Genomic DNA, 16,242 nt, shown 5'->3' with positions numbered 1-16,242 from the left:
CACAAGCGGCCGCCAGAGGCACCGACACCGAGGAGTACTGCGCATGCCGTCCGAACAGTGGACGCACCCGGAGCCCGGAGACGGGCCGGCCGCCGTAGCGGCCCAGCCTTCCCCCGAGCAGGTGATCGCCGGATTGCGGGCAACCAGCGAAGGTGGCGCTGAGCTGACTCAGCTGCTCACCCCCGAAGGCGAACGGGTCCCCTCGCCCCAGTTCGACAAGTACGTCGAGGACATCGACGCCGAAGCGCTGCGCGGGCTCTACCGCGACATGGTGCTGGTGCGCCGCGCCGACCGCGAAGCCAACGCCATGCAGCGCCAGGGCCAGCTCGGCATCTGGGTCCCGCTGCTCGGGCAGGAAGCCGCGCAGATCGGCTCCGGCCGGGCGCTGAAGAAGAACGACATGGCGTTCCCCAGCTACCGCGAACACGGCGTCGCGTACGCGCGCGGGGTCGACATGAAGGACCTGCTGGGCATCTTCCGCTGCACCGACCACAGTGGCTGGGACTACCAGGGCACCGGCTTCCACCCGTACACCATCGTGATCGGCAACCAGGTGCTCAACGCCGCCGGTTACGCGATGGGCCAGAAGTTCGAGGGCAAGGTCGGCGACGACGACGGCGAAGCCACCATCTGCTACTTCGGTGACGGAGCGACTTCGCAGGGCGATGTCCACGAAGGATTCGTCTGGGCCGCCGTCTACGACGCGCCGCTGGTGTTCTTCTGCCAGAACAACCAGTGGGCGATCTCCGAGCCGACCGAGCGCCAGTCGCGCCTGCCGCTGTACCAGCGCGCCCGCGGCTACGGCTTCCCCGGCATCCGCGTCGACGGCAACGACGTCCTGGCGTGCCTCGCGGTGTCGCGCTGGGCGCTCGACGAGTGCCGCCACGGCAACGGCCCGGTCCTGATCGAGGCGTTCACCTACCGGATGGACGCGCACACGACGACCGACGACCCGACCCGCTACCGCCTCTCCGACGAGCTGGAGGAGTGGAAGCTCAAGGACCCGATCGAGCGCGTCCGGGCGTTCCTGGCCCGCGGCGGCTACGCCGACCAGGCGTTCTTCGACAGCGTCCAGGCCGAAGCGGACTCCTTCGCCGCCGACCTGCGCGACTACACCTTCAACATGCCCGAACCGCCGCCGGAGCGGATCTTCAGCAACGTCTACGCCGAGGGCAACCCGGTGCTGGACGCGCAGCGCGAAGAGTTCCTGTCCTACCTCGACGGCTTCGCAACGGCGGGTGAGCACTGATGACCGACCTCCAGAAACTCACCATCGGCAAGGCGCTCAACCTCGGCCTGCGCCGCGCGATGGAAGAAGACCCCAAGGTCCTGATCATGGGTGAGGACGTCGGCAAGCTCGGCGGCGTCTTCCGGATCACCGACGGCCTCCAGAAGGACTTCGGCGAGCAGCGCGTGCTGGACACGCCGCTCGCGGAGTCGGGCATCATCGGCACCGCGGTCGGCCTGGCCGTGCGCGGCTTCCGGCCGGTCTGCGAGATCCAGTTCGAGGGCTTCATCTTCCCGGGCTTCGACCAGATCTCCTCGCAGCTGGCGAAGCTGCACTACCGGACGCAGGGCAAGGTCAAGATGCCCGTCGTGATCCGGGTGCCGTTCGGCGGCGGGATCGGCGCGGTCGAGCACCACTCGGAGTCGCCGGAGTCGCTGTTCGCGCACATCCCGGGCCTCAAGGTCGTGTCCATTTCGAACGCCGTCGACGCCTACTGGGGCATCCAGGAAGCGATCAAGTCGGACGACCCGATCCTGTTCTTCGAGCCCAAGCGCCTGTACCACTCGGGTGCGTTGCGCGCGGAGATCGACGTCGCGGGCACGCCGCAGAAGATGTTCTCCTCGCACGTCGTGCGCGAGGGCACGACGGCGACGGTCGTCGCGTACGGCCCGTCGGTGAAGGTCGCGCTCGACGCGGCCGCCGCGGCGGAGGACGAGGGCAAGTCCCTCGAGGTCATCGACCTGCGCACGCTCTCGCCGCTGGACCTCGGCCCGGTGTTCGAGTCGGTCCGCAAGACCGGCCGCCTGATCGCGCTGTCGGAGGCGCCATCGGAGTCGTCGCTGACGTCGGAGATCGCGGCGCGCGTCCAGCAGGAGTGCTTCTACTCGCTGGAAGCGCCGGTCCTCCGGGTGACCGGGTTCGACACGCCGTACCCGCCGGCCAAGCTCGAGGAGCACTACCTCCCCGACCTGGACCGCGTGCTGCACGCCGTCGACCGCTCACTCGCCTGGTAAGGGGGATCTCCGCGCAATGCCTACGTTCAAACAGTTCCCCCTGGCCGACACGGCCGAGGGGCTGACCGAAGCCGACATCCTCAACTGGCACGTCAAGCCGGGCGACACGGTGACGGTCAACCAGATCGTGGTCGAGATCGAGACCGCCAAAGCCGCCGTCGAGCTGCCGATCCCGTGGGCCGGCGTCGTCACGGAGCTGCACGTCGAGCCGGGTCAGACGGTGGAGGTCGGAACGCCGATCCTCACCATCGACGTCGACCCCGGTGGGGCGGCCGCTCCGGCCGCGGCCCCCGCCGCGGCCGCACTCGCTGCCGCGCCGGTCGAAGAAGAAGAGATGAAGCCGCTGGTCGGTTACGGCTCGAAGGCTGTCGTGACCCAGCGGCGGGCGCGGAAGGGCGCTGAGCCGGCCCCGGCTGCCGCTGTCGCCGCTCCTCCGGCGCCCGCTCCGGTTGCTCCCGCTGCTCCGGTTGCTCCGGTTGCTCCGCGCGGCGGGTACGTCCCGCTGGCGAAGCCGCCGGTGCGGAAGCTGGCGAAGGACCTCGGCGTCGACCTGCACGCGCTGACCGGCACCGCTTCCGGTGGCGTCATCACGCGTGAAGACGTCGAGCGGGCGGCTAACGGCACCCCGGTCGTCGAGTCCGTTGTGGACAGTGGCTCCCGCGAGCGGCGCGTGCCGATCAAGGGCGTGCGCAAGATGACCGCGGCCGCGATGGTGCAGAGCGCGTACACCGCTCCGCACGTCACGGAGTTCCTGACCATCGACGTCACGCCGATGATGGAGTTCCGCGAGAAGCTGAAGAAGTCGCGCGAGTTCGCCGGCGTGAAGGTCACGCCGCTGACGTTCGCGGCGAAGGCCGTGTGCCTGGCGGCGAAGCGCACCCCGGACATCAACGCGGTGTGGGACGAAGCCGCGCAGGAGATCGTCTTCAAGGACTACGTGCACCTCGGCATCGCGGCGGCGACCCCGCGCGGCCTGATCGTGCCCAAGGTCCGCGACGCCGACTCGATGTCGCTGAAGGAGCTGGCTCAGGCGCTGACGGCGTTGACCGACGTCGCCCGCGAGGGCAAGACGTCCCCGGCGGACATGGCGAACGGCACGATCACGATCACCAACGTGGGCGTGTTCGGCGTCGACACGGGAACGCCGATCATCAACCCGGGCGAGTCCGCGATCCTGTGCCTCGGCGCGATCAAGGACCAGCCGTGGGTGGTGGACGGCGAGATCAAGGTCCGCAAGGTCCTCCAGCTGTCGCTGAGCTTCGACCACCGGGTGGTCGACGGCCAGCAGGGCTCGGAGTTCCTGGCCGACGTCGGCGCGCTCCTGGCCGACCCGGCCATGGCGATGACGTACTGAGTTTCCGCAGGTGAGGGCCGTCTTCGGGCGGTCCTCACTTTTACTCATTTGACGGAGTGAGCACTCACTCCGCACACTGGTGGCATGACACCAGCACCCGAGACCCGGCGCAGAGCGCCGAGCATGAGCGCCGAAGACCGGCGCGCCATGATCGTGCACGCGGTGCTGCCGCTCCTCATGGAGCACGGCACCGCGGTCACGACCAGCCAGATCGCCCGCGCCGCCGGCATCGGCGAGGGCACCATCTTCCGCGCGTTCAAGGACAAGGACGAGCTGTTCGACGCCTGCACCGCCGAGGTGCTGCGCCCCGACCACGTCCTCGACGCGATCGCCGAGATCCCCGTCGAGCAGCCCCTGGCGGACCGGCTCGTCGAGGCCGCCGAAGCGCTCGGCGCCCACTTCGAGCGGATGGGCGCGCTGATGGGCGCCCTGCACGCGTCCGGCCGGCACAAGCAGCGCGACCCCGAGCAGCGCCTGAAGAACCGCACGATGAAGGGCGGCCGCGGCGAGTCGATGACCGCCATGCGCGGCGCGATCACCGAACTGTTCGAGCCCGACGCGGACCGGCTGCGGCTGACCCCCGAGCAGCTGGCCGCCCTGTTCCTGACCCTGCTGTTCGGCGGCCGCCGGATGGCGCCGATCGACGACGCCCCCACCACGCGCCAGGTGGTCGACGTCTTCCTGCACGGCGCCGTGGAGGCCAAGTGATCCCGGGCGGTGGGGGCGGCATGGAGTTCATGCTGGCCAGGCGGGGCCGGCGGCGCCACGCGTCGACGGTGCCGGAGAGCGGGCTCACCGGGCCCGTCGACATTCCCGAACCCAAGCCGGAAGACCAGCCGAAGGACCTGCGCTCGCGGCTCAAGCGCGCGAGGACGTCCGTGGCGGGCACGGTCCGCGGCCTGCCCAAGGTCGTCAAGCTGACGTGGCAGGCCAGCCCGGTCCTGACGATCCTCCTGGCGCTGATCACGCTGTTGTCCGGCCTGTTGCCGACCGTGACCGCGTACGTCGCGAAGCTGCTGCTCGACTCGGTCGTCGCGGCGATCCAGGGCAAGGGGACCACGGGCGACATCGTGAACGTCGCGCTGTTCCAGTTCGGCGTGCTCGCCGCGACCGCGCTCAGCAGTGCCATGACGTCGATCGCGCAGTCGCTGCTGCAGGAGCGCATGACGCTGACCATCCGCCACCAGGTGATGGCGCACGCCAGCGAGCTGCACCTCGCGTACTTCGAGGGTTCGGCGTCCTACGACATGCTGCGCCAGGCCGCGCAGGAGGCACCGACGCGGCCGCTGTCGATGATGAACTCCGCGCTGGGCCTGGTCCGGACGTTGATCACGTTCGGCAGCATGATCGCGCTGCTCGTCTCGATCAGCCCGCTGCTGGCGCTGGTCGCGTTGCTGGCGCCGATCCCGGCGTTCATCTCGCAGTCGAAGTACGGCTCGCGCGCGTTCTGGCTGACGTTCCTGATGTCGCCGATCAAGCGCCGGATGGATTATCTGTCCTCTTTGGTCACGACGGACACGTACGCCAAGGAGACGAAGCTGTTCGGGCTCGGCCCGTACTTCGTCGACCGGTTCCGCCGGCTCGGCCTGGTGTCGTACGAGCGGCAGCGGAAGCTGACGATCAACCGCAACATCAGCTCGACGTCCTGGGGGCTGCTGAGCACGTTCGCGGGCTCGGCGATCGCGTTGTACATCGCGCTGGAGGCGGTCGGCGGGCGGCTGACGCTCGGTGACCTGGCGCTGTACACGGCCGCGGCCACTTCGGTGCAGACGTCGGTGTCCGGGCTGTTCACGGCGTTTTCGGGGATGTACGAGAACAACCTCTACCTGGACACGCTGTACCGCTTCCTGGACACGAAGCCCGAGATCACGGCGCCTCCCTCGCCACGTCCGATGCCGTCCACTGTGGAGGGTCACATCGAGTTCGACTCGGTGACCTTCAGCTACCCGGGCGCGGACGAGCCGGCGCTGGACGACGTCAGCTTCGAGATCCGCCCGGGCGAGACGGTGGCGGTGGTCGGCCGCAACGGCGCGGGCAAGTCGACGCTGTTCAAGCTGCTCTGCCGGCTGTACGACCCGACCGGCGGGACTATTCGCCTCGACGGCGTCGACATCCGCGAGTACGACCCGGTGGAGCTGCGCACGCGGATCAGCGCGATGTTCCAGGACTACGTGACGTACCAGGGAACGGCGGCGGAGAACATCGGACTGGGCGACCTTTCGCGTCTGGAGGACCGTCGCCACATCGAGGACTCGGCCCGCCGAGCGGGCGCGGACGAGCGCATCGAGCGCCTGCCGTCCGGTTACGACAGCCCGTTGGGTCGTTGGTTCGACCAGGGCGTTTCGCTGTCCGGCGGCGAGTGGCAGAAGATCGCTTTGGCGCGGGCGTTCCAGCGTGAGGCGCCGCTGCTGATCCTCGACGAGCCGACGTCGGCGTTGGACGCACAGGCCGAGCACGACTTGTTCTCGCGGCTGCGCGAGCTGTCCGAGGGCCGGACGACGTTGTACATCTCGCACCGGTTCTCGACGGTGCGGCAGGCGGAGCGGATCCTGCTGCTGGACCACGGGAAGGTGGCGGAGTACGGAACGCACGAGCAGCTGATGGCGGCAAAGGCGGGCTACGCGGACCTGTTCACCCTCCAGGCGCGCGCGTACCTCGACGAGGTGCCGAGCTGAGCGACCGGGGGCGCCGGATGATCCCCTCGGGGATTTCGGTGCCTCCGCGCAGCTCCACGTTCCGCAGGTTCAGCCACGGCATCAGCGCATCGCGGTCGTCGATGATGACGACGGTGGTGTCGAGCACGCAGTCGGTGAACCAGATCGCTCGCTCGCTGTCGGACAGGAACTGCAGGTCGAGCCGGCATCGGGTGAACCGCACATCTTCGAAGCTCAGCCGGGCGAAGGCACCGCTACCCGTCCAGTTGCGCAGCAGACCGAAGTCGAGAGCGGCGTCGCCGAACTCCGTCTGCTCGAACCGGACCACCGCGTTCTCGATGGTGAGCGCGGAGAAGTCCAGAGCGCGGACCGGGAAGCGGCAGCGGTAGAAGTCGACGGGCCCACGGGCGTCCCAGTTCGAGCACACCAGTTCCTCGCCGGCGAACTCGGCACCGACGAACTCGACGCCGCCGGTGAACGACGAGTGGGCGATGGACGTCCGGTCGGCGGTGAAGTGCGTGCCGTGGCAGCTGAGCAGTCCCTGGAAGCGCGTGTGGTCGAAGGAGGTCAGCTCACCGGTGAAGTCGGCCCGGTCGAAGATGACCCGGCCGGGGAACCGCAGGCCGGAGAAGTCGGCGTTCTCGAACACGACCCCGGTGAAGTCGAAGTCGACGGGCAGCCACCACTCGAAGCCCGTGAGCCGATCCCGGATCATCCGGAGGATCGCCTGCCGGACCTCGGTCTCGCCGGGCGTCATGACGTCGGGCTGGAGGCGCAGGTAACCGCAGAGGACGTCCACGCAGACCTGGCGCTTGTCAGCCCAGTCGTCGGCGAGGCCGGCGAGGGCGTAGACACCGGTCAGCCGAACGGCCGGGCTCTCGTGAGCGAGCTGTTCGGCGGCGGTGCCGAGACGTTCGTTGAAGCTCTGGACGGTCTCACGATCAGCCTTGTCGACGGCGAGGTCGTGCGCCTTTTCGGTGACCCGCTGCTTGCGGTAGTTGACGGCGAGCAGCACCACGCCACCGAACCCGGCGACGACGGAGAGGGCGATCTTGAGCAGGTCGAGCAGCTGATCGACCCCGAACACCCCGGCGGTCGGCAGCTTCGGCCAGCCGAGGAACCACAGCAACCCACCAGTGGTCCCCCCGGCGACGACGACCGCGACGACCAGCCAAGCTAGAACGGACAGCAGGATCGAGCCCCGCCCGTCGAGATCCGGCGTCCGCAACCAGGAGAGCCCCAGCCGGGCCGGCGACACCCGCCGTCCGACGACCAGGCCGACCACGGCGAGCACCGCGGCGGCGATGAGGAGCCAGCGGAGCCAGTCGGACACGAGGAGTGAGACTAGCCGGTGCGTCGGAGGGCGCGGGAGCAAATCGGACAGCTCGTTCGTTGACCGGGTATGGCTGTCGCGTTCTTGCTCTACGTCTTCGCCGAGATCGCCGCGATCTGGGCGGTGGGCTCGGCCGTGGGTGTGCTCGGCACGCTGGGCCTCCTCCTGGCCGGCGCGTTCTTGGGCTCGTGGCTGGCCCGCCGCGAAGGCGGCAAGGCGATGCGGGCGTTCATGTCGGCGGCCCGGGCGGGGCAACCGGCGGAGAAGGAACTGACCGACGGGATGCTGGTCGCGCTCGGCGGGGTGTTGATCCTGGTCCCGGGGTTTGTTAGCGACGTGCTGGGGTTGCTGTTGATGCTGCCGCCGTCGCGGGCGGTGGTCCGGCGGTGGTGGTTGAAGCGGGTGGAGAAGCGGGCGGTCCGGTTCGCCAACCAGCGGCGGGGGCCGGTGATGGTGGTGGACAGTGAGGTGGTTCCGCCTACGGGGGAGCCGAGGCGCGACCGCGACCAGCCGACGGTGATCGAGGGGCGGGTCATCGAGGGCTGAACAGCCGTAACGACACGCGAGCTGATGCTGCTAGGCGTTTGCACGTGCGGTCTTTAAGATCGAACGCGTGTTCGTGCTACGAGATCGCGGCCTCGATTGCCGAGACGGCATCGCGCAGCGGCACGTGTTCCCAGATGCGGACCACGCGCCAGCCCGCATCTTCGAGCGCTTCGGTCACCAGCTCATCGCGGCTCATGTTGCGCCGGAGCTTCGGCGTCCAATACCACTCGTTGCTGGTCGGCTGGCGTCCGTGCTGCGGGCAGACGTGCCAGAAGCAGCCGTCGACGAAGACCGCGACCTTTCGCTTGGTGAAGACGATGTCGGGACGAACACGCACACTTTCGAGCACTATCGGCAGGTCCTTGCGGTACCGATAACCAAGCCGATGCAGTTCCTTGCGAAGAGTCACCTCGGGCTTGGTGTCCGTGCGCCTGTTAGCTCGCATGTTGCGCGAGCGGCCCTCGCTGGCAGCAGCGGGATAGGGCTTCGGCTTCGCTTTTCCATCAGTTGGCGGGGGTGTCTCGCGGCGCGCCATGCGCCAGATAGTCTCAGGCGCTACCTCGCCACGCCACCCTGGGAAGGACTCCGATGACCGGCGCCCCCGACGACAGCTCCTTCGAGGTCGTTGAACTCTGCGCTGGCGCGGGTGGCCAGGCCCTGGGTCTCGAGCGAGCCGGGTTCAGGCACCGCCTTGCGGTCGAGCTGGACTCCAATGCCTTCACGACCTTGCACACCAACATCCCGGGCAAGATCGAGATCAACGAAGAGGAACGCGACATCGTCCAGCAGGGCGACGTCGCCGACCCCGCCATCTTCAATCCCGAAGATCACCGCGAGGTCGCGTTGCTCGCCGGCGGAGTTCCTTGCCCTCCCTTCACGATCGCTGGCAAGCAGCTCGGTGCAAACGATGAACGCGACCTCTTCGCCTGGGCTGTGGAGCAGGTGGACAAGGTCCGGCCGCGAGCCCTGATGCTGGAGAACGTCCGCGGGCTCAGCCTGCCCCGGTTTTCGGGTTACCGGCAGTACGTCCTGGACCGGCTCGCCGAGTTCAAGTACGTCGCCGAATGGCGGTTGCTCAACGCGTGCGACTTCGGGGTGCCGCAGCTACGGCCCAGGTTCGTCCTGGTCGCAATGCAAGAGGATGACGCCAAGTACTTCCAGTGGCCCGAGCCCGTCGAGGAGCAGCTCACCGTTAGTGCCGCCATTCACGACCTCATGGGCGCCAACGGCTGGGAAGGGCTCGAGCAGTGGATGAAGGACGCTGACAAGATCGGGCCCACGATCGTCGGTGGTTCCAAGAAGCACGGTGGCGCGGACCTGGGACCGACCAGGGCCAAGCGCGCATGGGCCGAGCTGAGTGTCGACGCGATGGGTGTGGCGGATGCCCCGCCTGCGCGAGACGCCAGGTTCAACACCGGCACGAACAAGGCTCCCGGGCCGAAGCTGACCACCGAGATGGTCGCCCGCATCCAAGGATGGGGGAAGGGCTACGAGTGGGAGTTCACCGGACGGAAGACAACTCGCTACCGGCAGATCGGCAACGCATTCCCGCCGCCAGTCGCTGAAGCGGTGGGGTCAGCGATCCTGAAGGCGCTCAAGCACGAGGGCGAGGTCGTCTCGCGTGAGACCTCGAGCCACGATCCCGTTTACAAGGTGCTCCGGGAGCTCGGAGGCTACGTACCCACTGACGTGATTCTGAAGCGCGCCAAGCTTCGCAACGGGATCGCGGAGCTCGAAGAACGCATCACCCAGCTTCGCCGTGACTTCGACATCGACCCTCAGCGTCTGCCTGACGATAGTTTTGCCTACAAGCTTGGCGAGTTCAAAGCATTCATCGGTCAGGCCAACCACGAGCGCCACGAGAAGTTCCTCCAGAACCGGGCCAAGATCAGCTGAGTTCCGGCTTCCGGACGTGCCGCAGCAGGGCCTTCACGTCCGCGGCGTCCATGCCGGCGATGACGGATGGCTCTTCGAACGGGTCGCCGAGCTGCTGGACTGACGCATCGTCGAGGAGCTTGCCCATGAACTCGAGCTTCTCGTTGAGCCTCAGTGCCACAACCTCGTCGACCGTTCCGCGTGCCGCCAGGATGGTTATGCGGGTCTCGGTGTCAGGTGCCAGGCCGAGCCGGTGAATGCGGTCCAGGCTCTGCAGGAAACGGCCGGCCTGGAAGTCCCGGTCAACGTAGACGGCGTCGTGGCAGACCTGGTGCAAGCTGATCCCCTCACCCAGGGTGGCGGGGTTCGAGATGAGCACGGCGCAATCCGGATCAGTGCGGAAGGCGTCGATCTGCGCGTCACGGTCAGGCGTGCCCCCGTGCACGACAGCAGGGTTGAAGTCGGCGAGGAGAACTTCGAGAGTCGTTATGGAGCGGACGAAACTAGCCCATACCAGCGTCTTCCGGTTCTTCCCGGCGTTCTCCCTGACTATGGCGAGTACCTCTTGGTACTTCGGTGGCATCTCATATTCGGAAAGAGAGCCGAGCAGGGTGTGCAGCGGGTCGCTTATCGGAATCTCCAGCGGCGGCACCTGGAGGGACAGCGGCTCGTACCGCGAGGTTCCCTCAGACAGCAGGGCGGGGCTGGTCGCTGCCATGATCAACCGCAGTACGGTTCGCCCGAGCGCGTCGAAGTCGGATCGGCTTCGTTCGGCTCTAGCGGTGAACCGGCCCACGATGGCGTCGTAGATCTCCCGGTGGAGCGGGGGGAGGTCGACCATGCGCATGCCCAGAGACACCGGCGGCAGCCCGAGCTCGTGCTTGGTCGTCCTGGTGTAGAGGGGTTTGAGCACGCGGCTGGCGTAAATGAGATTGCCACCGTCGATGGCCTCGTTGACGACCCGTTTTCCACGACCAGGCCAGACGAAGGCCAGCAAGCTTTCCAGGTCTTTGGGACCGTTCGGAGCGGGAGTACCCGTGAGGATCATCCTGATGACGCTAAGCGGCCCGAGAGCCATGCAGGCAGCTCCGTACACACCGGCCGTGCCGAGCTTCATCCGGTGCGCTTCGTCCAGGATCATCATCGTCGGCGCCGACTCCAGCCAATCGGTGATGCTCCCCAGGGAGCGCTCCAGGCGCTCGTAGTTCACCAGCAGCACGTCCGCGGACGACGAAGGCCTGCCGTCGTAGACCTGGACGTCCAGTGCGCTCGCGAAGCATTTCTCGCTCTCTTCCTGCCACGCCTCGTACGCCGACTTCGGGCAGACGACCAGCAAGCGCTTGACCCGCTGGCGCCGGCGGAAGATGGAAAAAGCGGCCAGCGCCACGCGGGTCTTGCCCGCCCCGGGGACACTGAAGTTCGCTCCATGGCCCAGTGAAACGAGCTTTGCTATGTCTCGCCGCTGGAACGGCGTGAGATCCCCGGTCCAGGTGGGATCCAGCTCTCCCGCGACGTCTTCTTCGTGGACAACGAGGTCGTCTTCTTCACCGGCGAGCAAGCGCTCCGAGCGTTCCGCATCGTTGATCATCTCCGTGACCAGAGTGCGGAACGAGTCCTCCCAGACCACCGAATCCGGAGCCGGCCAGCCCACCAGGGCTTCGACACCCCCGATGAACTCATCGATCGGTATCGCCGCAGCAAGGCGCTCAGTCATCTGACCACCAGGGAACGCCGCCAGCAGGCTAGCCAGGTTCTCGCGGAACTGGTTCACCGTCTCCAGCTTCGCCTGCGTCCGCGTCAGGTCAAAACCGATGATCAGGCTTGGACCGTTGTGCTCCACTCAGGACTCCAGTTCGAGAAGCTGTCGTAGCCAGGCGGTACCTTCGCTCTCATCCTCGACCGTCCGGGCCACCTCGACAGCAAGCTTCCGCAGGCTACGACGGAAACCCATGAGCGCGTCGTTGAACGTCTCTTCGTCGAATGCGCGAGTCGCACGCGACATGGCCAGCTCCGTGACGCACTGGTCGATCTCAGCGGTAGCGGAGTTCAACCGGTCAGGGGCCGCTTGCTTGCGTTTTTGCAGCTGCGCGTTACGCCCAGCAAGCTTGATGGCCTTGTCCATCGCTTCCTTTAGCTCTGCCGGCTTTTCGGCGAGCTCAACCGCATACCCGCTGGCGTGGGTGATCTCGACCGTGCGTGCCTTCAGCACGGTGTCCGTCAGTTCCTTGGCGGTCGCCACATCGTCCGACGCGCCCTTGACTGAAACGCCCAGCCCGGGGATCGCAACCTTCGATGGAGCCGGCTCCGGCTTGAGGTCAGCCGGCAGCGCGCTGTTCAGGTAGCGGGACTGGAAGTCCGACTCGATGAAGCGAACGTCGGTCTTGGAGAACCCGAGCATGATCGCCGCGAGCCTCGACTCCTTAGTCAGCTCCGCGCGGTCACCGCTCGTCGCCAGATCCTTCTGGTAACGCCTGTGCAGCTCCTTCAGCTTCTCCTGATGATCCTCGAACGCGATGAGCGGGATGCGGTGGCCGCTCACCTCGCTGCGCTCGATCATCGACTTGATACACGCGAAGACCCACTGGTCCTGCTTGCAAGCCGGCACGGTGCTGCGGAAGATCGCGGCGATCTTCGCGATCGGTATGCCCTGGCTCACCAGCTCGTCGATCGCCAGCAGACGGTTGATGTACGAGTAGTCGCGGCGATGCTCCCTCCTCAGCTGCAGCGACAGCTCGACATCCCGGATGTCGGTCCAGTCGCAGGACTCCGGGAGCACGGCGACCCTGATGGGCTGCTGCGGCCCGCCCATCTTCAGCAGGGCCGCACGCCGGGTGTTGCCGTTCACGAGCACGCCGTCGCGCGTGATCAGCCCCGGCTCGGTCTGCTCGTAATCGCGCAAGCTTTCTGACAGCTCGGTGAAGGCCGGGTCGGTCCTGCTGGGATCTGCTGGCAGCGCCTGCAGGAGATATCCGAGGTACTCCTGGCTCGCGCTGCTCCAGGGGTCTTCGTCAACGAGCTGGTCGAGCTGCGGGTCGTGACTGCGCTGCGCACGGATCCGGTGCGTCGCCGGGTTGTAGTACAAGTCACCGGCCGGCATCTGGATGACGTCGAGGTGTACTTGACTGCCCCGCCAGTCGACGGTCTGCGTCTCGCGTGAGCCACCGGCCTCGACCACCTCTTTGAGGCGGCGCTCGATGAGGTCGCGGTTCTCGTTGGACCTGGGCGGCCGTCCGTAGTCCTTGATCATGATTCTCCTGTACTACCTACGTGCGCAGCAACGGCAAACGATATCCCGGTCCATGGCGCAGGCCTGGTCAGCCCAGAGAACCACGCACCGCTGCGCGTGCGTCCGCTGGCAACGTCTTGTACTCAGACCATGCCCGCTCAGCTGGGTTGAAGGGACGCTGTTCCGCGTCCATCCACGAGGCCAGGAGCTTCCGCTCGTCTGGCGCCAGGGTGTTCACGCGATCAATCACGGCAGGGAGGTCGACCACAAGGTCCTTCGCGCCGATACGGCACTTCTTGCACTCGGTGACCAGCTGCTGTTCAACGCTTCCATCTGGCAGCTCGACATCCCTGCGCGCGATGTCGAGCTGGGCACCTTCGAAGGTTTCCGGATAGAGGTCTCCCGGCGCGATCCCGCACGAGCGGCACATGTTGCCGTCTCTGGAGATAATCTCGCGCCGGCGTACCGCCCCGATCGCCGCAGCGGTTTGAGGCCGCGAGGCCATACCCTTCTCCCACACCGGCTGGCCGCTCTCCACAAAGCGCTGCTGGGCCGATGTCAGAGACGGGTCTTCCCGGTTCGTGTCGATACGCCACCCAAAGCTGCGCAGGTCACGCATCCGGCGATCGATCTGCGAGACGCCCGGGAATGCTGCGCGCATCTCCTCCTTGGTGAACTCGTTTCCTTCACCAACTACGTCGAGCAGCCACAAGGCAACGCGTTTCATGGTCCCCAGGTTGGGATCTGTCCAAGACGGGCGCAAAGCTTACCTTCACTTTCTGTTCGCGGCCGAGCGCACTGCGCCGGCAGCTTCGCGGAGCGGGCGACACGCCCGGAACTTCTTTCTTTGTAGCACGCTCGCCGACACAAGAAGCGGTCTGCGTGTTTACAAGATCTGTAAACAATGCAATCTCAATTCAAGATCATCTGCGAGCTGCGGAGGGCGCGCGGCGCCGCAAGCTGCACTAATACCTTTACAGCCAGCTGAAGAGCGACCGTAGATCCTCGACGATGCACGATTGAAGGCTACATCGCCGCTTCGCTGCTTCACACGCCTTCGCAACACAGGGCGACAACGCGGCCCGAAGCGCGCGAAGGACTGCTACGCTCACTAAGCCTCGACTGGCAGCCACTGCAGCCGAGCCCGATCCGCAGCCGCACGCTCACCAGGAGGCCGACACCCCAGAACACACCTAGACAACCGTCACATCACCGGCTCACGCCAGCGTCAGGGCGACTCAAGCCGGCGTCAAGGGCGACCTCTCCGCGCAAGCAAAGCGCCGGTTCTGCCCTCTATCAAGTGCACCCAGATTCGAAAGGGAAAGCAGATGAAGCTCGGGCACGCCGGTGGGCGCTACCCTCCGGCCTCGACGACGGAACAGCGTCGCCTTGCCGACCTCGTCGTCCAGCTGTGCAAGTGCATGGAGGCCCGGACACAGGCCGAGCGGGCAAAGCAGTTGTGGGTGTCCCCAGCAGCGTTGTCACACTTCGCCAACGCGCGCAGGGTTCCCAGCTCCAGCACTTTGGAGCGCATGTATTCACTGGCGCAGCAGGGCGGCCGTGCCCCGCTCCCGTGTGCTCTGCGATCCCTTCTTGAACTGCGGGAGATCGCCCGGTCACGGCTGAGCTTGTCCCGATTCGCGTTACTGGAGCCGTCCCGGGCTGAGGTCCCGGTGCTGATCCAGGCTGAATCAGCGGATCTCGCACGAGATTCCGTTGCGCCGGTCCTCCGATAAGCCGAAGTCGACCGGCGCAACGTAACTTGCCGACCCGCCCCTTCACTGACACCACGGAAAGGAGAAGCCGTTCGAGAGCCGCCCTGCCCACTTCCGCTTCCACCACGACAGCACGTGGACGAATCAACCCATTTCGCGATTCGTTTGTACCGGACTCGCGTCCGAGCGCAGGATCACCGTTCGTGATGGGTGACACGTGATGGATGACACATTTGCAGGAGGAAACTTGGTGGTGCACCTCGCCGGGCACGTACCCAAGCCACCGGGTGCGCGCGCAAGCCCCACCCTGGGGCGCCTCACCGAGGCGTCCCAGACCCCAGCGTGCCCAGGGAAAGCCAGCCGGCAAGCCGGTAAGCAGACACCGGCCGACTTTCCCCTTCAGAACCCCCACCAGCGCAAACCAGTCAGGAGTTCCTATGGTCAAGTCTAAGCGCCCGAAGCGGGGTTCGCGGACCCGTAACGCCAAGATCACGCGTTCCAGGAGGCCGGCACAGGCCACCGGACGGGTGAGCGGAGAGCCCAGCTGGCCGGCATCTTTCGCCCGCGGCGCGCTCTACTCCCTGGGGAAGAAGGCGGCCGACTGGCTCATCGAGTGGCTGCAGTCACTCCTCTAGTAGCCGGCCGGGCATGACGCGTAGGCCGACGCACTCGGCCGGCCTACGCGTCAGACGGCTTGGGGATGTCGAAGTAGCTTGAGAAGCGGACCGCCGGGGCGTACTCGCCCTTTACCTTCACCCGGCCCGTCACGAACATCGCCGCCACTGCTGCGTTGCCCGTGGCCATCCGGATGAAGTCGTCCACCGACAGCGTGATCGTGGTGTCCGGGCTGCGGGACAGGTCCGTTGACGATACGCACACCCCGTCCTCGATCACCGTCTGGAAACGGTCGTAGCCGTCCTCGCCCGTTCCTTCGGAAAAGCGCCAGGAAACCACGAAATCCACGTGACGCGCCCGGGCCGGTGAAAAGTGCTCCGACATTCTGCGGAATATCTCGTCTAGAAACACAGAACGTAGCTCAGCGTGAGAAGCGATCGCCTTCAGCTGGTCGCGGGAGGCTCGGCGGACCACGTCTACCAGGACGTCCGTCGACAGGGAGCTCAGCTCTATGCCCGCTCCCGCGGAACCCAGCATGTGCAGCGTCTCCAACACCTGGATGAACTGCGCGGGGGTCAAGTTGCCGATGACGAGCTTGTCCGCGAACGCGTTCACCGCGTGGCCGGCGCGTACTCCGCGGGGCCGGGAAAGGCGCCACTTCGCTTTTCGGGGCACAGCGACAA

At 66.6% G+C, this 16,242-nt stretch carries 13 protein-coding genes; 7 read left to right on the top strand and 6 right to left on the bottom strand.

What is annotated here, in order from left to right:
• Positions 1–43: 43 nt before the first annotated feature.
• The 5 genes from pdhA (at position 44) to BLV96_RS18160 (ending at position 6,270) form a co-directional block, all read left to right on the top strand.
• Positions 44–1,249: a pyruvate dehydrogenase (acetyl-transferring) E1 component subunit alpha gene (gene pdhA, locus BLV96_RS18180; protein ID WP_086671021.1), complete on the top strand. Its 1,206-nt coding sequence runs from the start codon at positions 44–46 to the stop codon at positions 1,247–1,249.
• The gene (locus tag BLV96_RS18175) at positions 1,249–2,241 is read left to right on the top strand and encodes an alpha-ketoacid dehydrogenase subunit beta (RefSeq protein WP_086671019.1); all 993 of its coding nucleotides are present in this window, start codon (positions 1,249–1,251) and stop codon (positions 2,239–2,241) included. Before pdhA ends, BLV96_RS18175 begins: the two co-directional genes overlap by 1 nt.
• A gap of 16 nt (positions 2,242–2,257) precedes the next feature.
• A complete protein-coding gene (locus BLV96_RS18170; RefSeq protein WP_086671018.1) occupies positions 2,258–3,595 on the top strand; it encodes a dihydrolipoamide acetyltransferase family protein in 1,338 nt (445 codons plus the stop codon).
• A 123-nt stretch (positions 3,596–3,718) separates the two neighbouring features.
• Positions 3,719–4,303 (top strand): TetR/AcrR family transcriptional regulator, encoded by a 585-nt coding sequence (locus BLV96_RS18165; RefSeq protein WP_086671016.1) that lies wholly within the window; start codon positions 3,719–3,721, stop codon positions 4,301–4,303.
• Between the two features lie 20 nt (positions 4,304–4,323).
• Complete coding sequence (locus BLV96_RS18160; protein ID WP_086671014.1) at positions 4,324–6,270, top strand: ABC transporter ATP-binding protein; 1,947 nt, start codon at positions 4,324–4,326, stop codon at positions 6,268–6,270.
• Here the strand turns inward: BLV96_RS18160 and BLV96_RS18155 are convergent.
• A complete protein-coding gene (locus tag BLV96_RS18155) occupies positions 6,227–7,582 on the bottom strand; it encodes a hypothetical protein (RefSeq protein ID WP_086671012.1) in 1,356 nt (451 codons plus the stop codon). The genes BLV96_RS18160 and BLV96_RS18155 overlap by 44 nt on opposite strands.
• Positions 7,583–7,651: 69 nt before the next feature.
• Here BLV96_RS18155 and BLV96_RS18150 point away from each other — a divergent pair, with 69 nt between their 5' ends.
• Complete coding sequence (locus tag BLV96_RS18150) at positions 7,652–8,128, top strand: FxsA family protein (protein WP_086671009.1); 477 nt, start codon at positions 7,652–7,654, stop codon at positions 8,126–8,128.
• Between the two features lie 76 nt (positions 8,129–8,204).
• On the opposite strand, the gene BLV96_RS18145 is transcribed toward BLV96_RS18150, so the two are convergent.
• Complete coding sequence (locus BLV96_RS18145; protein WP_086671007.1) at positions 8,205–8,663, bottom strand: very short patch repair endonuclease; 459 nt, start codon at positions 8,661–8,663, stop codon at positions 8,205–8,207.
• 53 nt (positions 8,664–8,716) lie between these two features.
• On the opposite strand from BLV96_RS18145, the gene BLV96_RS18140 reads away from it, so the two are divergent.
• The gene (locus BLV96_RS18140) at positions 8,717–10,024 is read left to right on the top strand and encodes a DNA cytosine methyltransferase (protein ID WP_086671005.1); all 1,308 of its coding nucleotides are present in this window, start codon (positions 8,717–8,719) and stop codon (positions 10,022–10,024) included.
• Here BLV96_RS18140 and BLV96_RS18135 read toward each other — a convergent pair.
• The 4 genes from BLV96_RS18135 to BLV96_RS18115 form a co-directional block, all read right to left on the bottom strand.
• Positions 10,017–11,843, bottom strand: coding sequence for a DEAD/DEAH box helicase (locus tag BLV96_RS18135; protein ID WP_086671003.1), 1,827 nt, complete (start codon positions 11,841–11,843; stop codon positions 10,017–10,019). The genes BLV96_RS18140 and BLV96_RS18135 overlap by 8 nt on opposite strands.
• Positions 11,844–13,250 (bottom strand): ParB N-terminal domain-containing protein, encoded by a 1,407-nt coding sequence (locus BLV96_RS18130; RefSeq protein ID WP_086671001.1) that lies wholly within the window; start codon positions 13,248–13,250, stop codon positions 11,844–11,846.
• A gap of 67 nt (positions 13,251–13,317) precedes the next feature.
• Positions 13,318–13,956, bottom strand: coding sequence for a hypothetical protein (locus tag BLV96_RS18125; RefSeq protein WP_086671000.1), 639 nt, complete (start codon positions 13,954–13,956; stop codon positions 13,318–13,320).
• Positions 13,957–15,622: 1,666 nt separating this feature from the next.
• Complete coding sequence (locus tag BLV96_RS18115; RefSeq protein WP_086670996.1) at positions 15,623–16,174, bottom strand: SCP2 sterol-binding domain-containing protein; 552 nt, start codon at positions 16,172–16,174, stop codon at positions 15,623–15,625.
• Positions 16,175–16,242 lie beyond the last annotated feature (68 nt).

It is taken from the genome of Amycolatopsis pretoriensis (assembly GCF_900107925.1).
Classification (GTDB): Bacteria; Actinomycetota; Actinomycetes; order Mycobacteriales; family Pseudonocardiaceae; genus Amycolatopsis; species Amycolatopsis pretoriensis.
The sequence above is the reverse complement of the archived record's forward strand: the minus strand, read 5'-3'. Positions and strand labels throughout refer to the sequence as shown.